This window comes from Umezawaea sp. (assembly GCF_036375055.1).
Taxonomy (GTDB): Bacteria; Actinomycetota; Actinomycetes; order Mycobacteriales; family Pseudonocardiaceae; genus Umezawaea.
On record NZ_DASUSQ010000122.1, the window covers coordinates 1 to 18209 of the forward strand.

The following is an 18209-nucleotide window of genomic DNA, read 5'->3' on the forward strand; positions in this document are numbered from 1 at the left end:
GGGGTACCGGCTCGAGGACGGGCGTGTGGTGCTGCTCGAACCCGAGGACCTCGACCCGCCGCCCACCGGTGAACGGGTGATCGAGGTACTCGCGTTCGTCTCCACCACGACACCCTTGACAGGGTGATCACCACCACAACCAGCCACACCACCACACCACACCACTGACCCGACCAGCGGCGGGCCGGGGCGGGTCGATGATGGATCGGTGATGGGTCGGGAGGGGTCGGTGGCGGGTCAGGGGCAGGTCACCGACCAGTGACCACTGACCCGGCGAGCGGCCAGATCAATGCCAGGTCAGTAGCCAGGCCACCGAGCAGTGAGCAGTGAGCAGTGAGCAGTGAGCAGCGTTTTCTGCTGCCGTTAGTCCGTGTGGGTGATGCCGGGATGCGGTTTGGGCATGTCGGGGGTAGCAATTTGGCATGAGGTCGGTCTGGCGTGGTGCTGTGTCCTTCGGGCTGGTCACGATCGGGGTTCGGCTGTTCTCGGCCACCGAGGAGCACGATTTTCGGTTCCACCAGATGCACCGGGAGGACGGGGGGCGGATTCGGTACAAGCGGGTCTGTTCCGCGTGCGGTGAGGAGGTGGCTTTCGCGGACATCGCGAAGGGCTACGAGTTGGAGGACGGGCGGGTCGTGGTGTTGGACGGTGAGGACTTCGAGACCTTGCCGATCGAGACGGACCGGTCGATCCAGGTGTTGGAGTTCGTGCCGGTGGAGGAGATCGACCCGATCTACTTCCAGAAGTCGTACTACCTGGAGCCGGACAAGGCCGCGGTGCGGCCGTACGTGCTGTTGCGGACGGCGTTGGAGGACGCTGAGCGGTTGGCGGTCGTGAAGATCACGATTCGTCAGCGGCAGACGTTGGCGACGTTGCGGGCGCGGGACGACGTGCTGGTGCTGCACACGATGTTGTGGCCGGACGAGATCCGGCGGCCGGAGTTCGACTTCCTGGGAAGTGGCGTCGAGGTGCGGCCCCAGGAGTTGCGGATGGCGTCGTCGCTGGTGGAGAGCATGGCGGGGTCGTTCGAGGAGGAGGAGTTCACCGACGACTACCGGGACGCGATGGAGAAGCTGATCACGGCCAAGGCCGAGGGGGTGGCGCTGCCCGTCGCCGGGGAGGCCGAGGAGGCCGGTGAGGTGATCGACCTGATGACGGCGCTGGAGCGGAGCGTGGAGGCGGCCAAGTCGGCGCGGGGCGGGCCCGCGAAGTCGGCCAAGGCCGGGAAGAAGGCCTCGGCGGAGAAGAAGGCCAGTTCCGCTTGATGGCCGACCTCTCGGAGTACCGGCGCAAGCGGGATCCCGGTCGCACGCCCGAGCCGGTGCCGGATCCGGCGGTGCTCCCCCACGGCGCCGACGACACGTTCGTGATCCAGGAGCACCACGCGTCGTCGCTGCACTGGGACGTGCGGCTGGAGCGCGACGGGGTGCTGGTGTCGTGGGCGGTGCCGAAGGGACTGCCGCCGGAGCCGGGGGTGATCCGGTTGGCGGTGCACACCGAGGACCACCCCCTGGAGTACGCGGGGTTCTCGGGGGTGATCCCGAAGGGCGAGTACGGCGGCGGGGAGATGTTCCTGTGGGACCGCGGTCGCTACGAGACGGTGAAGTGGTCGGACCGCGAGGTCGACGTGGTGCTGCACGGGGAGCGGGTCGACGGCGAGTTCGTGTTCTTCCGGCGGGACGGGTCGTCGGGTCGCGACTGGATGGTGCGGCGGCGGCACGTGGCGGCGCGGCCGGACTGGGTGTCGTTGCCGGCGGACCTGCGGCCGATGCTGGCGACCGACGGGGTGTTGCCGCCGGCCGAGCAGGACGGTGGGTGGTCCTACGAGTTCGCGTGGGACGGCGTGCGGGTGGTGGTGCGGGTCGAGGGTGGGCGGGTGGTGGTGGCGGACGGTCGGGGCGAGGACGTGACGTCGTCGTTCCCGGAGTTGCAGGGGTTGGGGGCGCGGTTGGGGATGACGCAGGCCGTGCTGGACGGGGTGGTGGTGGCGTTCGACGGTGGGAGGCCGAGCGCGTCGGCGTTGCGGCGGCGGACGGAGGCGGCGACGGCGGCGCGGGCTCGGCGGGCGGCGAAGGCGGCGCCGGTGACCTTCCTGGCGTTCGACCTGCTGCACCTGGAGGGGCGGTCGACGCTGGAGCTGCCGCACGAGGACCGGCGGGTGCTGCTGGAGGAGCTGGGGGTGAGCGGGCCGTCGTGGCTGACACCGCCCGCGTTCCGGGGTGGCGGTGAGGCGGTGCTGGCGGCGAGCGGTGAGCAGGGGTTGGGCGGGGTGGTGGCGAAGCGGTCGGATTCGGTCTACTCCCCCGGTGTGCGGTCCGCGGCGTGGGTGCGGGTCGCGGTGGAGGGGCGGCGGCGTGGGTGAGACGACGGCGGTGCGGGTGGAGGGGCGGCTGCTGAAGCTGTCGAACCTGGGCAAGGTGCTGTACCGGGAGACGGGGTTCACCAAGGCCGAGGTGATCGACTACTACTCGCGGGTGGCGCCGGTGCTGCTGCCGCGGCTGGCGGGGCGCCCGGCGACGTTGCGGCGGTACCCGGACGGGGTGGACGGGCCGTCGTTCTTCGAGAAGAACGTGCCGCGGCACGCGCCGGAGTGGGTGAGGACGGTGCGGATCGCGACGCCGGGCAGCGTGAAGGGCAACGAGTACGCGGACTTCGTGGTGGTGGAGGACCTGCCGACGCTGGTGTGGGTGGCGAACCTGGCGGCGCTGGAGCTGCACGTCCCGCAGTGGACGGTGGGTCCGCGGGGTGGGAAGCGCTCCCCCGACCTGCTGGTGTTCGACCTGGATCCGGGGGCGCCCGCGACGGTGGTGGAGTGCTGCCGGGTGGCGGAGCTGGTGCGGGTGGAGCTGGAGCGCGACGGGCTGGCGGTGTTCGCGAAGACGAGCGGGTCGAAGGGGATGCAGCTGTACGCGCCGGTGGAGGTGTCCTCGCCGGAGCGGACGGCGGTCTACGCCAAGGGGGTGGCGGTGCGGCTCGCGGAGGCGCACCCGGAGCTGGTGGTGTCGACGATGGCGAAGGCGGCGCGGCCGGGGAAGGTGCTGATCGACTGGTCGCAGAACAACCCGGCGAAGACGACGGTGGCGGCGTACTCGCTGCGGGCGCGGGCGGTGCCGTCGGTGTCGACGCCGGTGTCGTGGGACGAGGTGGGGGCGTGCGCGCGGCCGGAGGAGCTGGTGTTCACGGCGGAGGACGTGCTGGAGCGGGTGACGCACGGGGGTGACCTGTTCGCGGACCTGCCCGACGACCCGCGACGGCTGCCCGGCTGAGGGGTTATCCTGGCCGACTGCCTTCAGGAGGGGATGGTCGTGTCCGAGAGCATGGAAGAGCGGTTGGCGCGTGCGTTCGTGCGCGAGGTGCCGAAGCTGAACTCGACGGTGACGCTGGTGGAGTACGACCCGGCGTGGCCGGGGCTGTTCGAGCGGGAGGAGGCGCGGATCCGCGGGGCGCTGGGGCCGGTGGCCGTGGTGCTGGAGCACGTGGGGTCGACGTCGGTGCCGGGGTTGGCGGCGAAGCCGATCGTGGACGTGGTGCTGGGGGTGCCGGACTCGACGGACGAGGCGGCGTACGTGCCGCCGCTGGAGGCGGCGGGGTACGTGCTGCGCATCCGGGAGGCCGAGTACGAGCACCGGCTGTTCAAGGGGCCGGACACGGACGTCAACCTGCACGTGTACTCGGCGGACTGCCCGGAGATCGCCAAGATGGTGCGGTTCCGGGACCGGCTGCGGGCCGTGCCGGAGGACCGGGAGCTCTACGAGCGGACGAAGCGGGAGCTGGCGGCGCGGACGTGGACCTACGTGCAGGAGTACGCGGACGCGAAGACGTCGGTGGTGACCGCGATCGGGGCGAGGGCCTAGCCGTGGTGGTGGGGAGCCCCGCGCGGGGCTCCCCACCACGTGGGGTCAGCCGAGTCGGCAGCCGGACAGGATGATCTCCTGGCCCAGCAGCGTCCTCACGCGGACGGCGTTCTGCACGAGCTGGCCGGACGGGGTCGTGGTCGTCTCGTTGTAGAAGACCTGGGCGACGCCGGGGATGCCCAGCGAGCCGGAGCCGGAGCCGATCGGGGTGCCGTTGATGGTGCCGACCGTGGACGAGCCGGTGATGCCGCTCGCGCCGGAGGTGCAGTGGCTCTCGATCATGCTGATGGTGATCGCGCCGCCGAGGAGGGTGGCGCCGTCGACCGTGGCGTTGGCGGTGGTGGTGCCGGTCACCGGGTCGAGGGTGCAGTCGGCGTGCAGGGCCTGGACGGTGGCGAGGCCGAGCACGGTGAGGGTGGCGGTGGTCTTGTCCTGGTTGGGCGGGCAGGTGGCGTGCGGGGTCTTGGCGACGGTGATGAGGCCGGTGGCCGCCAGCGCGAAGGCCTCGCCGCGCAGGTAGGTGACGACCTTGACGGTGGCGGTGGCCGCCGCGCCGTCGTCGTCGGTGATGGTCACCAGCACGTTGTGGACGCCGAGCGCGGTGAACGCGTGGCTGGTGGAGCAGGTGCCGGAGCCGGGGGCCTGGGAGACGGTGCCCGCGACGACGGGGGTGCCGTCGGCGAAGTCGACGGTGCAGGTGTGGGTGTCGTTGGTGGCGATGTCGGTGAAGGGCGCGGTGAACGCCACCGGGGTGCCGCGGGTGACCGTGACGCCGGTGGCGGGGGCGGTGATGGTGACGGCGGGGGCGACGTTGGTGAGGGTGAGGGTGGCGTTCTGCGCGACGGGGGCGTTGACGCCGTCGTTCGCGGTGAGGGTGACGGTGTAGACGCCGTCGTCGGTGCAGGTGACGGTGGTGTTCTGCTGGGTGGCGTCACCGAAGGCGCAGGTGGCTCCCGGATCGACGCCGGAGGCGGGGGCGATGCTCCAGGCGGTGGTGAGGCCGGGGCCGTCGGGGTCGGTGACGGTGCCCGCGAGGCTGACGCCGGTGCCCTCCTGGCCCGCGTAGGGGCCGCCGGGGGTGACGACCGGCGGGGCGTTGACGGTGATGGTGGTGCAGTCGGTGACGTCGCCGTTCCCGCCGCCGTCGGTGCCAGCGGCGGTGACGCACAGCTCGTGGGTGCCCGCGGCCAGCGCCGGGGTGTCGACGGTGTAGGTGACGGCGGCCGGGCCGTTCTGGGGCAGGGCCGGGGTGGTGGAGGTGACGGCGATCGGGGCACCGCCGTCGACGCGCAGGGTGAGCGCGGTCAGCGTGGAGGAGATGACGCCGGGCAGGATCGCGGGCAGCTGGGCGACGTCGGGGACGTTGGTGCAGGTGCCGCCGGTGGCGTCGGCGATCTGCTGGAGGGTGTTGGCGCCGCTGCCGCAGGAGGAGCCGGTGCCGACGGCGAAGGTGAAGTAGTCGAGGTCGGCGGGGACCGCGCCCAGCGGTCCGGCGATGGCGGGGCCGTTGTTCATGCCGTCGGAGAGGAACACGACCAGCTTGCGCGGCGTGGTGGACGCGGTGGCGACGGTGGTGGACTTGGTGATGCCGTCGGCGAAGTTGGTGGAGCCGCTGCCGGGGGCGCGGGCGGTGAAGAGCCCGAGGCCGCCGGGGTTGTTGTTGGCCGAGGCGAGGACCTCCTCGACGTCGCGGGTGCCGTTGGCGTTGGTGTCGGCGCCCGGGGTGGTGGTGAGCTGGTCACCGGCGGCGGGGGCGACGTCGGCGGTCGCGCCCGCGCTGCCGAACACCGCGGCGCCGACCTGGGCGACGGTGCCGAGCCCGACGGCCTGGGCGTTGAGGGCGCGGGCCGCGGCGACCTCGCAGTCGAGGATCTGGTTGGGCGCGCCGTCGCCGTTCTGGTCTCCCCCGCAGCCCGCGGCCACGCCCGCCGACGTGCTGCCGGAGACGTCCAGGACGTAGGTGATCGAGGTGTTGGCGACGGGCTGGCCCTGGCCGATGGAGGCGGTGCCGGTGACGGTCACCGGGCCGGGCGGTAAGACGGTGCCGTCGGCGGGGGTGGTGATGGCGACGGAGATGCCGGTGCCGCCGGGCAGGTTGCCGTCGACGGCGAACGCCTGCCCGGCGGACACCACGAGGGTGAACGCCGTGAGCACTGCGACCGCGGAGTGCCTGGGTCTCATGTTCGGTTCTCACTTCCAGTAGTGGCGATCACCGGTCGGGTGACCACCATGGAAGGAGAAGCAGGATCGCGATCGAATACGGAGTGATCCTCACATCAGGTGGCGCCAGGCGTGGGGCACCGCGGGAACCACCCGTTCAGCCCAGGAAACCGGCGATCTCGGCGACCAGGTGGCGGGGGTCGTCGAGCCACGGGAAGTGCCCGCCGCCCCGCTGCACGGTGAGGGTCGCGGTCGGGATCAGCTCGGCGAGCTCGGCGCACCGGTGGGGCGGGGAGACCGGGTCGCGGTCGGCGGTGTAGACGAGCACGGGGACGTCCAGCCCCACCAGCGCGCGGCGGGTGACGCCGGGGGTGAACGCGCCGGACGCCCAGTAGCCGCGCAGGGCCGGGAGCGAGCGCTGGCCCCGTTCGGCCTCGGCGTGGGCCCTGGCGGTGTCGTCCCAGCGGCCGTAGAACAGCGGGGCCGCGGTGACGCGCTCGTCGTGGCCCGCGCCGCCCGCGTTCAGCAGGTCGAGCGCGGCGGACGCGGCCGGGAACCACGGCTCGTGGGCGCGGGAGCCCAGGTGGCGGGCCCAGTCCTCGGCGGTGGGCGTGAGGTCGACGGCGCGCAGCGCGGGGCTGAGCAGCACCAGGCGGCGCAGCCGGTCGGGGTGGTCGGTGGCGTAGGACATGGCGATCCCGGCGCCCGCGGAGTGGCCCAGCAGGTCGATCCGGGCGAGGTCGAGGTGGCGGCGCAGCGCCTCGACGTCGTGGGCGAGCCGGTCGCGCCGGTAGGTCGCCGGGTCGGCGGGGGCCTCGGAGTCGCCGGTCCCCCGGTTGTCCAGCAGCACGAGCCGTCGGTGCGCCGAGAGCCCTCCGAGGTCGCCCAGGTAGGCCGCGGCGCGGCCCGCGCCGCCGGGCAGGCACAGCAGCGGCTCACCGGAACCCCGCTCGTGGTAGGCGAGGCGGGTGCCGTCGTAGGAGGTGAATCGGGGCACCGGGTCATCTTCGCGCACCGGGCCGCCGGACGAGCGACTCGGAGGGAGCGCTACTGGGGACGCATGTCCATGACCTGCACGGCGGAGCCCTCGTACAGCTTCGGCTGGTAGGTCATGACGGCGGTGGGGCTGCCCGCGGCCTCCACCACGATCTGCGCCACCTCCAGGCCCGCCAGGTCCGTCGAGCCTGCCAGGGCGGCCTGTTCGCCGATCTCCAGCGCGTTGGTCGTGGACAGCGCGAGGGCCTGCACGGGGCCCGCGGGGTCGTTGAGCAACCAGGACAGGTCGGGGTGGTGGCCGTTCAGCTCGGTGCCCGCGACCAGCAGCGACAGGGCGGGGACGATCAGCAGGCGCCCGCTCGTGATCGCCTGCACCACCACGGCCTGGGCCAGGCGGGGGTTGAGCTCGCGTTCGTAGGCCGCCAGGAAGGACGAGTCGAGCAGCAGCGCGCGGGGCAGGGTCACGCGGCGTGGTCCGAGCCGGGGTGGTCCACCCTGGCCAGGATGGCTCGGGCCAGCGTGTCGGCGGCCTGGTACTCGGGCGTGGTCGGGTCGATGCCCCGGTGGGTGAGCACGGCGTGGGCCACCTGCTCGCGGTGCTCGAAGGCCGTGCGAGCGCCGGGCAGGAGCCGGTCGAGCTCGTGCGGCGGCAGCGCGGCCAGCAGAGTGGCGTCGACCCCGTCGCGCGCCGAGATCCGCTGGACCAGGTACTGGTCGGCGGGTGAGCGGTCCGCGAAGGCCGAGGCGGTCATGGTCCGATCATAGCCGGCCTGGTCACGGTGCGGAACGTCTCCGCGGGGGCGGGTGGCGCGACCGGCGTCCGCGGGTGCCGGTCCCTAGGCTGGTGGCCATGCCGAAGATCGCCACCGCTGACGTCGTCGAGCGGGAACACCTGCTCGACTTCCTCCGGCCGCGCCACCGCGGCCTGCTCATCACCGCCCGCTCCGACGGACGCCCCCAGGTGTCGCCGGTGGCGTGCGGCGTCGACCGGGAGGGCCGGATCGTCGTGTCCACCTACCCGCGGCGGGCGAAGTCCCGCAACGCCCGCCGCGACGACCGCGTCACGGTGTGCGTGCTGTCCGACGACTGGGACGGCCCCTACGTGCAGGTCGACGGGCGCGCGGAGGTGCTGGACCTGCCGGACTCGGTCGAGCCGCTGGTGGAGTACTTCCGCTGCATCGCCGGGGAGCACCCCGACTGGGACGAGTACCGGGCGGCGATGGTGCGGCAGGGCAAGAGCCTCATCCGGGTGACGATCGAACGGTGGGGTCCGATCGCCACCGGCGGGTTCCCGCCCGAACTGGCGGACTGAGGGCCTACGCCGTCCCGGAGTCGGTCGGCTCCGGGACGTGCGCCCACGTCCCGCCCCACCCGACCGGGTCCTGGAGGAGCGCCACGACCGCGCCCGAGGGGTCGGCGATCGACGCGACCAGCCCGGTCGGGACCTCGCGGGGTGCCACGACGACGCTGCCGCCGAGGTCGGTCGCCGACGCCACCGCCGCGGCGACGTCGGGGACGGAGAAGTACACCGTCCAGCCCGCGGCCAGGCCGGTGTCGGCGGTCAGCCTGCCCGCCACGGGTCTGCGGTGGCCGTCGAACTCGGCCTCGAAGAGGCTGAAGGGCTCCTCGGGGTCGCGGACGTGCCAGCCCAGCTCGTCCGCGTAGCGCTCGTCGGCGTCGGCGACGCCGAGCAGCTCCACCCAGCACGGCTCCCCCGGTCGTGGTTCGGGCGCCCACGGTCCGTGCAGCACGCGCCCGCGGTCGACCGACACGCCGGGGTCCACTGCCCGAACGGGCAGGCCCGCGAACACCAGCCGCCACCCGTTCGGCTCCCCCGGACTGATGCGGACGGCGAGGCGGTCACCCACCCAGCCGCCGAACACGTCACCGGGTTCGGGTAGCACCGCCCAGCCCAGGAGCTGGGAGAAGAAGTCGGCGGTCGGCTCGGGAGCGTCGGTCGTCAGTTCGATCCGACGCAGCCCTCGGGCCGGGTGGGACAACAGCACGTGGTGGGTCCGTTCATGAGTGAGAACCAGTGAGAATCCCCGAACGGGCCCATCATGTGCGGCTCACCGAGCCGACTTCAATGCTCCATTCGGCCCTACCGCGCGGTCCGCGAGCACCTCGGCGAGCGGTCGGGGCTTGCCGAGGTGGAATCCCTGGCCCACCCGGACACCCAGTCTGACCAGCGCTTCCACCTGGGTGGGGCGCTCGACCCACTCGGCGACGGCGGACAGTCCGAGGCCTCGGGCGATCTCCACGATCCCGGATACCAGAACGGCATCGGTGCTGTGCTCGTCGATGCCGCGCACGAACTCGCCGTCGATCTTGATCCCGGTGATCGGCAGGTGCTTGAGGTGCACGAACGACCCGAAACCGGAGCCGAAGTCGTCCAGGGTGATGCGGCAGCCGTACCCGCGCAGCTTCAGCGCGAGCGAGCGGGCCGCGTCCAGGTTGGTGACGGCGGCGGTCTCGGTGATCTCCAGCCCGAGCCTGCCGGGCGCCACCCCCGCTCCGGCGAGCCGGTCGAGCACGAACCCGGCGAAGTCCTCGTCCTCCAGGGTCCGGCCCGACACGTTGACGTTGAACCGCAGATCGGGGTCGGGGTGCCGCACGAGGGTGTCGATCGCGCGGTTGAGCACCCACCGGTCGATGTCGTGCACGAGGTTGGACCGCTCGGCCTCGGGCAGGAACTCCGCCGGGCCCAGGTACGGCTCCTGGCCGTCCTCCAGGCGCAGCAGGATCTCGTGGCCGAGCACCTTGCCCGACACGAGCTGCACCATCGGCATCGCGTGCAGGGCGAGACCGCCGGTCTCCAGCGCGGTGCGCAGCCGGTCCATCACCGAGACCCGCTTCACGGTGTCGGCGTAGTGGCCGGGCTCGTAGACGGTGACGCGGTTGCGGCCCGCGGCCTTCGACGCGTAGAGCGCGAGGTCCGCGTTGGCGAGCACCAGCTCCCAGGCATCGCCCGAGGTGTAGGTGGCGACGCCGGTGCTGACCGTGATGCGGGAGTTCGGGGCGACCCCGACCAGCGGCAGCGCCGACACCGCGTCGCGCAGCCGGTGCGCGACCACCTCGGCCTCCGGGCCGGCCAGGCCGGGCAGCACGACCGCGAACTCGTCGCCGCCGAGCCTGCCGATGAGCTGCGGCTCCTCCAGCCGCGAGCGCAGCGCCACGGCCAGCGACCGCATCAGCCGGTCGCCGACGGCGTGCCCGCGCAGGTCGTTGACGTCCTTGAAGTTGTCCAGGTCCAGCAGCAGCAGGGCGCCGTCGCCGCCGGTCGCGAGCTGCCGCTCCAGCTCGCGGGTGATCGCGCGCCGGTTCGACAGGCCCGTCAGCGGGTCCTGCTCGGCCATCAGCAGCAGCTCGTCGTGCACCCGGCGGGCGGTGGTGATGTCGTGGGCGGTGCCCAGCGCCCGCACGGGGACGCCGTGCTCGTCGTGCACGATCTCGCCGAAGCACTCGAACACGCGCTCCACGACCAGGCCGGTGTCGAGGTCGGGGTGGGTCATGCGGTGGGTGAAGTTGAAGCCCGCGCCGGTCCGCATCGCCTCCTGGAGGACCGCCTGGATCATCGGCAGGTCCTCGGGGTGCACCAGCTCGGTGTACCCCTGGAAGTCCATCTGCGTGCCCTTGGGCATGTTCCACATCTCCAGGAGCGTGTCCGACCACACGATCCGGTCCTCGGCGATGTGCCACTCCCACGTGCCCATCCGCCCCAGCACCTGGGCGCGGCGCAGCGCGTCGGCCTCGTGGGTCGCCTCCAGCTCGCGGTCGCGCCACGCCGAGACGTCCACCATCTGGTAGAGCAGCTCGTCGGGCGAGATGCGCCTGCACGAGACCTCCAGCCACCGGTGGCCCTGGTCGCACGTGCTGGGCGTGAGCAGGGTCAGCCCGGACCTCGGGCGCTCGGGCGTGCCCGGCAGCAGCGCGGGCAGCGAACGGCCCACGACGTGCTCCAGTGCGACGCCGAGCAGCCCCGCCAGTGCCGGGTTGGCCCAGCGCAGCGTTCCACGCGGGTCGGTGACGCCGTAGCCGACGTTCGCCCGGTCGAGCACCTCGCGGTACAAGGCGCTGTTGCTGGTCACGCAGTCCTCCTCGCCACCCGCGCGACATGATGGTGGAGATCACGGTCCGTGGGCAAGCCGCTACCGTTCAGCGCAACCGCTCCAGACCTCGTGCGGCGTCCACCACGCCCGCGGCGAGGCCGCGCAGCTCGTCGCCGCCCGCACCGTCCTCCGCCGCCGTCATGATGTCCTCCGCGGCACACCTGAGCTGGAACAACCTGTCCTGGAGGTCGGCCAGCTCGGTGCTGGAGAGCACCACGGCGTCCTCGGGCAGCCCTCCGCGCTGCACGGCCGCGCGCCGTTCGTAGGCGCGCTGCCTGCACGGTTGGGCGCAGTAGCGGCGGGGGCGGCCTATCCGGCCGTGGTCGGGCAGTCGCCGACCGCACCAGGCGCAATGCCGGGCGACCTCGCGGCGTTGGCCGATCACGGCGACGGCGCCCTCGGCCTCGGTCACCAGTTCCATGGCGCGCGACGGTATCCCGCCACCCGCCGTTCGCTCCAGCGCCACGCCGCCAAGGCACACTGCTTGCCGTGAGCGACACGCATCCGTACCTGGACGGGCCGCACCCGAGGGCGTACGCCCACCGCGGGTGGCACCTCGACGACCTCTCGGGCATGGAGAACTCCCTGTCCGGGTTCCGCCGCGCGGCCACCGAGGGGTACCGCTACCTGGAGACCGACGTGCACGCCACGTCCGACGGCGTGGTGGTGGTGCACCACGACCGGACGCTGGACCGCACGACCGACCGGAGCGGGGCGGTCGCGGAGCAGCCGTGGTCGTCGGTGGGGAGGGCGATGATCGGCGGTCGCGAGAAGATCACCCGGTTGGCGGATCTGCTGGAGGAGCTGCCGGAGGCGTTGTTCAACATCGACGTGAAGGCCGACTCGGCGGTGGAGCCGGTGCTGGCGGTGCTGCGGCGGTCCGGGGCGATGGGGCGGGTGTGCCTGGCGTCGTTCTCCGACACCCGGCTGGCGCGGCTGCGGCGGCTGGGCGGGCCCCGGCTGCTCACGTCGATGGGTCCGAGGTCGGTGGGGGCGCTGTGGATGGCGGGCCGGGTGCCGGTGGCGGGGCTGGCCGTGCGGGGGGTGCTGGCCCAGGTGCCCGCGGCGCGCGGCAGGCTCCGGGTGGTGGACCGGCGGTTCGTGCGGGCCGCGCACCTGCGCGGCTCCGAGGTGCACGTGTGGACGGTCGACGACCGGGAGGAGATGGCGCGGCTGCTGGACCTGGGCGTCGACGGGCTGGTCACCGACCGGCCGGACGTGCTGCGCGACGTGCTGCGGGCGCGGGAGGTGTGGGCGGGTTCCTGACGCCGAGGTGGCCGATTGACAACAGCTTGGGGTAACCGTCGATCATCGGTTCACCCGACCAGTACAGTCCGCCGTCATGAGCGTGGTGGACAGCAGCCCCGAGAGCGCGGGGACCGCACCGGAACGGCTTCGCGAGCAGCGCGGCTGGTGCTGGTACGACTGGGCGAACTCGGTGTTCCCCACGTCGGTGGGGACGGTGTTCCTCTCGGGTTACCTGACCGCCGTGGCGAAGGTCGAGGCGCAGGCGGACACCGCGCGCAACGGCCCGAACGCGTGCGCGGACAGCTCGTTGCAGCAGTGCGACATCTCGGCGTTCGGCGTGCACTTCCCGGCGGGCTCGCTGTGGGGCTACCTGCTGTCGATCGCGACGGTCGTGCAGGTGCTGGTGCTGCCGGTGATGGGCGCCATCGCCGACCGGACGCAGAACAAGCGGCGGATGCTGGGCGGGTTCGCGTTCGCCGGGTCGCTCGCGACGGCGGCGCTCGGGTTCGTCGGCGGCTCGGACTGGTCGCTGGGGGTGGTCCTGTTCATCCTCTCCAACATCTGCTGGGGTTCGTCGGTCGTCGTCTACTACTCGTTCCTCCCCGAGATCGCGACACCCGACGAGCGCGACGCGGTGTCGGCGCGCGGGTGGGCGTTCGGGTACCTCGGGGGCGGGATCGCGCTGGCGATCCAGCTGGCGCTGTTCATCGGGCACGACGCGGTCGGCATCAGCGAGGCGACGGCGGTGCGGTTCGCGTTCGTGCTGTCCGGGTTGTGGTGGGCGGGGTTCACGCTCATCCCGCTGTCGCGGCTGCGCCGCCACCAGGCCCCGCACGGCGGTGAGCACGGCGCCGGGATCATCGTGGCGGGGTTCAAGGAACTCGGGCAGACGTTCAAGTCGGCGCGGCTGTTCCCGCTGACGCTCGCGTTCCTGTTCACCTACCTGATCTACACCGACGGCATCTCCACCGTGGCCGGGGTGTCGGCGCAGTACGGGCGCGACGAGCTGAAGCTCGACGAGACGGTGCTGATCTCCACGATCCTGATCGTCCAGTTCGTCGCGTTCTTCGGCGGTGTGCTGCACGGGTGGGGCGCGAAGCGGTGGGGCGCCAAGCGCACCATCCAGATCAGCCTGCTGGTGTGGATCGTGGTGATCGGTTTCGCGTACTTCGTGCAGGCCGGGCAGCAGTTCCAGTTCTACGGGCTCGCGGTCGGCATCGGTCTCGTGCTGGGCGGCACGAACGCCCTGTCGCGGTCGCTGTTCAGCCAGATGGTGCCGCCCGGCCGCGAGGCCCAGTACTTCTCGCTCTACGAGATCGGCGAGCGCTCCACGTCGTGGCTCGGCCCGCTGGTGTTCGCCGGTGTCGGCCAGGCGACCGGGTCGTTCCGGCTGGCGATCATCTCGCTGGTGGTGTTCTTCGTGGTCGGGTTCGTGCTGATGATCTTCGTGCCGGTGCGGCGCGCGATCGAGGCGTCCGGGAACCCGGTGCCGGTCAAGGTGTGACGGGTGGTGCTGGTCGTCGGAGCCCGCGCAGGCCGACGACCAGCAGGGCGGTCGCGGCGGCGACCATCACCGCCGCGACGGCCGCGACGCCGGGGTGGTCCGCGTACACCAGTTCGATCGGCAGCAGCGCCGCGATCCACACGCCGAGGGCGGTGGCCGCGACCGGGGAGCGGCGGCGCAGCAGGCCTGCGCCGACCACCGCCGCGGGGACCACCGCGATCGTGGTCACCGGGTAGGGGGAGTAGGGGTGGACCAGCGCCGCCCCGGAGACCACCGCGGCCCCGGCCAGCGCCCACCGCCACCGGCCGAGCGCGGGGGTGGGGACGTCGCGGTGGAAGCCCGTGACGAGGGCGAGCGTGGTCAGCCACAGCGGCACCTGCCAGAACAGGTCCAGCGGCGTCGTCGGGCCGGTCCACTCCAGGACCAGCCGCACCAGGGCGAGCACGGACAGGGCGGTGAACAGCGCCTTCGCCACCCCGCGGAACCCGGTGACCACCGCGACCGAGCCCGCCAGCGCGGCGAGGTCGGCCAGCGGCACGGGGCCGCCCGCGGGTATCGGGGACAGCAGCAGACCCTGCGCCGCGTAGGCGCCCAGCACGAGCGCGCCGACCAGCGCGACCAGCCGCACGACGTCGCCCGCGGCGACCGCCCGCGCGGGGGCGCCGGACGCGGCGAACCGGGTCCGCACGGCGAGGGCGATCGTCGCGCCGGTCTCGCCCCAGCCCGGCCAGCCGTGCTCCAGGTCGAGGTCGTCGGTGCGGTCGGCGAGGAACAGGCCGACCATCTCCTCCTCGCGCTCGGCCCGGTACCACGGCGGCAGCAGCCGCAGCAGCGCGCGGTAGCGGTTCTCCAGGTTGGTCACAGCGCTCCCCTGGTCCTGAGCACGAGCGACGCCGCCCGCACGTTCGCCGAGAGCCGGGCCACCTCGGCCGAGAGGGCGCGCACGCCGCTGTCGGTGAGCCGGTAGTAGCGGCGGAGACGGCCCTGGTGGACCTCCTCGCGGTCGCGTTCGGCGAACCCGTCGGCGACCAGGCGGTCCAGCACCCCGTAGAGCGTGCCGACCCGCAGTTTCATCCGGCCCTCCGACAGCGCGTCGACGGCCTGGACTATCGCGTAGCCGTGCAGCGGCTCCTCCGCGAGCGCGGTCAGCACCAGGAAGGTCTGCTCCGTCATCACCCGAGCACTCATGTAACGAGTTATATCGGAAAGCGGTATATGCCGGCAAGCGTCAGCACGGGTCAGCTCGCGATCACCGACGTCCGATCGTCGAGACGTGACGCGTCGGCCTCCAGGCAGCGGCGGAAGGGGTTGTCGTTGACGCGGTCACGCCGGTGCGCCAGGAACCAGGACAGGACCGCCAGCGCGTTGACCCCCACGACCCCGGCGATCCCCGGCCAGGACAGCCTCTCCCACCAGAACGCGACTCCCGTGATCACCAGCGACGTGGTCGTCACCAGGCCACCCAGGGCGAAGAGGAGCCCGAACGACTCGTTGATGGATTCCTTGTAGATGTACAGGACCACCGCCGCGATGAACGCGACGCTGCACACGTTCACGTAGCCGACCCAGGTCGGCATCAGCTCCCAGCCGCGGGTCAGGAGCAGAAAGGAGCCGTAGAGCCCCGCGAACGCGGACACGAGCCCCGTGAACCCCAGTACCCCGCTCGTCATCGACCACAGGTGACGTGTTCCCCGCCGCGGCTCGAACACGGTGAGCCAGTCGTCGTTGCGCACCAGGCTGGACGTCGTGTTCCCGCTCTGGCTCAGCACCTCGCCGTAGACCGCCGCCCGCGCGGGCCAGCTGAGGAGTCCGAGCAGACGGAGTTGCACCGACGACAGCCCGCACCCGCGGGACAGCGAATCCAGCAGCGCGGCCACCTGGTCATCGGGTTCGGACTCGGTCGCGGCGGTGGCGAAGACGCCCTTGAGGTAGACCCTGACCGAGTAGTCGTTGGTGCGACTCGCCCTGGGGATCCGCTCCTTGACCTCCTTCATGGCTCGATCGTCGGAGAACTTCTGCCCGCGCACGGCGTCCAGGGCAACGGGGATGGCGAGCCTGGGATCGATCACGGAGGTGTCGGGGGGAATGGCGTCGACGTCGGAATCCCTCAGGAGCCGACCGATCCTGCCTCCGATCAGCAGCAGGGGATCGTCCTTGCGCCGCGTGAACGGCTGCCACATCCACGCCTCGGCCTCCACGTCGGTCACCGCTGGTGAGGCGCGGCGCAACTGCTCCTCCACATCGGGGTTCCGGATCAGTTCCGCCAACCGCCACGCGGCGCGGGTGGCCGCTCGGCCGTCGGCCCAGAGCAGGTCGACCAGCGCCGTGGCCGCGGCGGGTGTGCCCACCACGGCCAGGTCGTCCACCGCCCAGAGGAAACCCTCCGCCGCCCGTGCGGTGAGAACGGTCAGCGCCAGTTCACCCATCCCGCGCAGTGCCGCCCGGCCGTCGGCATCCGCGTCGGCCTGCGGGGCGAGGGCGAGCGCCGCCTCCGGCCTCCCGGACGCCGACAGCGCCTGCATGGCGTCGACCTTGGCCGGGCCGTCGGACAGCGCGAGGCTCGCGAGCCGCCGGAGCACCTCCTGTCCGCGCGGTCTGCTGTCGGCGGCGACCGAACCCAACGCGGCGACGACGGCCGCGCGGTCCGGACCCACGACACACGACACCGAGCTGCCGCAGGAAGTGGTTCACGATCGCCGTGGCGAAGTCGCCGTCCACCCGCTTGGCCTCCGACAGGCACTCCAGCGCCAGGATCTTGTGGTGCGCCTCGGGCGAGCCGAAGATCTCCGCGATCACCTTGGTGCTGTCCCTGTTGCTCGCGCCGCACCACAGCTTCACCGTCTCCCGCCACGCGAGCGGATCGGCGAGGTACCGCTCCAGCAGGCTGTCGGGGCTGTCGGCCAGCTCCGTGGCCGCGAGGTACTCCTGCAGCGTCAGGTGGCGGAACACGTAGTGCGCCTTGCGCTTGTCCACCGCGACGAGCAGTTGGCTGCGGTCGACGATCTCGTCGAGCAGGGGCTTGATGTGGGAGTCGTCCAGGTTCAGGTCGGGCAGCAGCGCCTTCGTGGTCGTCTCCAAGGTCATCCTGGAGATCGTCAGGCGGTCGACCGACGTCCCCGTGGACTCCATGGACGTCAGGGCGACCTTCTGCAGCACCGCGAGCTTCTCCCCGACCTCGTACACCGTCAGGGACCTGGCACGGCCGAGGTCGGCGTCCCGACCGAGCAGGTGGGTGATGGCCTCCTGGTAGAACGCGGGCCGCGAGGTGGGCAGCCTCCTGCCCGTCTTGGTGAACACCTCGGTGTGCAGGTACGCGATCATCGTCAGCAGCAGCGGGCTGCGGGCCAGGCGCATGAGCGCCGGGTTCTTGCGGAGGCTGCCGAAGATCTCGGCCCTCGCGGTCGCGTCGCCCAGCCCGCGCCAGCTCCCGAGGAACCTGATCACACCCGCGTCGTCGAACTCCGCCACCCGCACGACGTGGGAGAACCGCGGCCCCAGCGGCTGCCCCTGGTAGACCACGTCGCGGCAGGTCACGACGAACTGGCAGTCGCCGTACTCCCTGGCGAAGTCCCGCAGCGCCGCGAACACCCGTTCCTGGTCCGCGCGCCCCACCTCGTCCAAGCCGTCGAACAGCAGGGACAGGGCACCGTCGTCCAGGGCCTGCTGGACCAGTTCGCGGATCCGCCCGCCGCCGCGCGACCTGTCCACCCGCGCCCTCGCCAGCTCCGCGACGATCAGGTCGACCAGGGAGTCGCTGGTGCCGTTGCACCGGTGCAACTCGATCAGGACCGGAACCCGCTCGGACCGGCCGCCGCGCACCCGCTTCGCCCAGGTGAGCATCGAGCTCTTCAGCAGCAGCGACTTGCCCGCGCCCGCGGGACCGATCACCACCGTGCAGGGGTTCTCCCGGATGTTGTCGTAGACGTCCCGGCGCTCACCGTCCAGTTCGTACTGCAACGGGACGTACGTCTCGTTGATGTCGATCACCTGGTCGGCGACGAATCCGACCGGGTGCCGGGTGAAGTCCTGTTCCACCGCGTCCGCGTAGCGCCGGACCAGCCGCCTGCGGAACTTCGCGCCACGCGACAGCGGACGCCTGGACCGGTCGAAGGCGCTGGCGCCGGACTTCTTGAAGAACTCGCCCAGGTACTGCTTGGCCGCCCAGATCAGCGCTGCCACCAGGAGCAGCGCCACCGCCCCGTACGACAGCGGCAGGGTCGTCAGATCAGCGCCAGCGGCCATGCCTGGTCATCGGAGGACCGCCGACACCCGTTACGGGCGGTGCCGGACCGCCACTCTCCGGATTCCACGCCGGTGGGAGAGGTGGTGCGCCTCGGT

Annotated in this window: 17 protein-coding genes; 7 read left to right on the top strand and 10 right to left on the bottom strand. The window is 72.2% G+C overall.

Annotated features, from left to right (window positions below; genetic code table 11):
- Nucleotides 1–422 precede the first annotated feature (422 nt).
- From VFZ92_RS30345 to VFZ92_RS30360, 4 genes are read left to right on the top strand one after another with little or no spacing between them, the layout of a single operon-like run.
- Nucleotides 423–1265: a Ku protein gene (locus VFZ92_RS30345; protein ID WP_330879499.1), complete on the top strand. Its 843-nt coding sequence runs from the start codon at nt 423–425 to the stop codon at nt 1263–1265.
- Nucleotides 1265–2362, top strand: coding sequence for a DNA polymerase ligase N-terminal domain-containing protein (locus VFZ92_RS30350; RefSeq protein ID WP_330879500.1), 1098 nt, complete (start codon nt 1265–1267; stop codon nt 2360–2362). Before VFZ92_RS30345 ends, VFZ92_RS30350 begins: the two co-directional genes overlap by 1 nt.
- The gene (gene ligD, locus VFZ92_RS30355; protein WP_330879501.1) at nt 2355–3266 is read left to right on the top strand and encodes a non-homologous end-joining DNA ligase; all 912 of its coding nucleotides are present in this window, start codon (nt 2355–2357) and stop codon (nt 3264–3266) included. The genes VFZ92_RS30350 and ligD overlap by 8 nt, the downstream gene beginning before the upstream one ends.
- 33 nt (nt 3267–3299) lie before the next feature.
- On the top strand, nt 3300–3854 hold the full coding sequence (locus VFZ92_RS30360) for a GrpB family protein (RefSeq protein WP_330879502.1): 555 nt from the start codon (nt 3300–3302) through the stop codon (nt 3852–3854).
- A gap of 45 nt (nt 3855–3899) precedes the next feature.
- On the opposite strand, the gene VFZ92_RS30365 is transcribed toward VFZ92_RS30360, so the two are convergent.
- The 4 genes from VFZ92_RS30365 to VFZ92_RS30380 form a co-directional block, all read right to left on the bottom strand.
- Complete coding sequence (locus tag VFZ92_RS30365; protein ID WP_330879503.1) at nt 3900–6035, bottom strand: choice-of-anchor P family protein; 2136 nt, start codon at nt 6033–6035, stop codon at nt 3900–3902.
- 136 nt (nt 6036–6171) lie between these two features.
- Nucleotides 6172–7011 carry an alpha/beta hydrolase gene (locus VFZ92_RS30370; RefSeq protein WP_330879504.1) on the bottom strand — a complete coding sequence of 280 codons (840 nt, stop codon included), beginning with the start codon at nt 7009–7011 and terminating at the stop codon, nt 6172–6174.
- A gap of 50 nt (nt 7012–7061) precedes the next feature.
- Nucleotides 7062–7475: a hypothetical protein gene (locus VFZ92_RS30375; RefSeq protein ID WP_330879505.1), complete on the bottom strand. Its 414-nt coding sequence runs from the start codon at nt 7473–7475 to the stop codon at nt 7062–7064.
- Nucleotides 7472–7762 (bottom strand): hypothetical protein, encoded by a 291-nt coding sequence (locus VFZ92_RS30380; protein WP_330879506.1) that lies wholly within the window; start codon nt 7760–7762, stop codon nt 7472–7474. The genes VFZ92_RS30375 and VFZ92_RS30380 overlap by 4 nt, the downstream gene beginning before the upstream one ends.
- 98 nt (nt 7763–7860) lie before the next feature.
- Here VFZ92_RS30380 and VFZ92_RS30385 point away from each other — a divergent pair, with 98 nt between their 5' ends.
- Complete coding sequence (locus VFZ92_RS30385) at nt 7861–8322, top strand: PPOX class F420-dependent oxidoreductase (protein ID WP_330879507.1); 462 nt, start codon at nt 7861–7863, stop codon at nt 8320–8322.
- A gap of 4 nt (nt 8323–8326) precedes the next feature.
- Here the strand turns inward: VFZ92_RS30385 and VFZ92_RS30390 are convergent, their stop codons facing one another.
- From VFZ92_RS30390 to VFZ92_RS30400, 3 genes are all read right to left on the bottom strand, one after another.
- The gene (locus tag VFZ92_RS30390) at nt 8327–9016 is read right to left on the bottom strand and encodes a hypothetical protein (RefSeq protein WP_330879508.1); all 690 of its coding nucleotides are present in this window, start codon (nt 9014–9016) and stop codon (nt 8327–8329) included.
- 63 nt (nt 9017–9079) lie between these two features.
- Nucleotides 9080–11098 carry a putative bifunctional diguanylate cyclase/phosphodiesterase gene (locus tag VFZ92_RS30395; protein WP_330879509.1) on the bottom strand — a complete coding sequence of 673 codons (2019 nt, stop codon included), beginning with the start codon at nt 11096–11098 and terminating at the stop codon, nt 9080–9082.
- A gap of 67 nt (nt 11099–11165) precedes the next feature.
- A complete protein-coding gene (locus tag VFZ92_RS30400; RefSeq protein ID WP_330879510.1) occupies nt 11166–11540 on the bottom strand; it encodes a hypothetical protein in 375 nt (124 codons plus the stop codon).
- Between the two features lie 68 nt (nt 11541–11608).
- Here VFZ92_RS30400 and VFZ92_RS30405 point away from each other — a divergent pair, with 68 nt between their 5' ends.
- Nucleotides 11609–12385, top strand: a complete 777-nt coding sequence (locus VFZ92_RS30405) for a glycerophosphodiester phosphodiesterase family protein (protein WP_330879511.1) — start codon at nt 11609–11611, stop codon at nt 12383–12385.
- A gap of 76 nt (nt 12386–12461) precedes the next feature.
- Entirely contained in the window at nt 12462–13871 is a 1410-nt protein-coding gene (locus VFZ92_RS30410) for an MFS transporter (RefSeq protein ID WP_330879512.1), read from the top strand.
- Here VFZ92_RS30410 and VFZ92_RS30415 read toward each other — a convergent pair.
- The 3 genes from VFZ92_RS30415 to VFZ92_RS30425 all read right to left on the bottom strand — a co-directional run bounded on the left by VFZ92_RS30415 (nt 13861) and on the right by VFZ92_RS30425 (nt 18113).
- Entirely contained in the window at nt 13861–14733 is an 873-nt protein-coding gene (locus tag VFZ92_RS30415) for a hypothetical protein (protein WP_330879513.1), read from the bottom strand. The genes VFZ92_RS30410 and VFZ92_RS30415 overlap by 11 nt on opposite strands.
- Nucleotides 14730–15059 (bottom strand): PadR family transcriptional regulator, encoded by a 330-nt coding sequence (locus tag VFZ92_RS30420; RefSeq protein ID WP_330879514.1) that lies wholly within the window; start codon nt 15057–15059, stop codon nt 14730–14732. Before VFZ92_RS30420 ends, VFZ92_RS30415 begins: the two co-directional genes overlap by 4 nt.
- A gap of 1230 nt (nt 15060–16289) precedes the next feature.
- Nucleotides 16290–18113, bottom strand: a complete 1824-nt coding sequence (locus VFZ92_RS30425; RefSeq protein WP_330879515.1) for an NACHT domain-containing protein — start codon at nt 18111–18113, stop codon at nt 16290–16292.
- Nucleotides 18114–18209 lie beyond the last annotated feature (96 nt).

Bases quoted from the DNA above. Each gene is read 5' to 3' on its own strand.
- VFZ92_RS30345 (WP_330879499.1), top strand. From the start codon at position 423: ATGAGGTCGGTCTGGCGTGGTGCTGTGTCCTTCGGGCTGGTCACGATC.
- VFZ92_RS30350 (WP_330879500.1), top strand. From the start codon at position 1,265: ATGGCCGACCTCTCGGAGTACCGGCGCAAGCGGGATCCCGGTCGCACG.
- VFZ92_RS30360 (WP_330879502.1), top strand. From the start codon at position 3,300: ATGGTCGTGTCCGAGAGCATGGAAGAGCGGTTGGCGCGTGCGTTCGTG.
- VFZ92_RS30365 (WP_330879503.1), bottom strand. From the start codon at position 6,035: ATGAGACCCAGGCACTCCGCGGTCGCAGTGCTCACGGCGTTCACCCTC.
- VFZ92_RS30380 (WP_330879506.1), bottom strand. From the start codon at position 7,762: ATGACCGCCTCGGCCTTCGCGGACCGCTCACCCGCCGACCAGTACCTG.
- VFZ92_RS30385 (WP_330879507.1), top strand. From the start codon at position 7,861: ATGCCGAAGATCGCCACCGCTGACGTCGTCGAGCGGGAACACCTGCTC.
- VFZ92_RS30400 (WP_330879510.1), bottom strand. From the start codon at position 11,540: ATGGAACTGGTGACCGAGGCCGAGGGCGCCGTCGCCGTGATCGGCCAA.
- VFZ92_RS30410 (WP_330879512.1), top strand. From the start codon at position 12,462: ATGAGCGTGGTGGACAGCAGCCCCGAGAGCGCGGGGACCGCACCGGAA.
- VFZ92_RS30420 (WP_330879514.1), bottom strand. From the start codon at position 15,059: ATGAGTGCTCGGGTGATGACGGAGCAGACCTTCCTGGTGCTGACCGCG.
- VFZ92_RS30425 (WP_330879515.1), bottom strand. From the start codon at position 18,113: ATGGCCGCTGGCGCTGATCTGACGACCCTGCCGCTGTCGTACGGGGCG.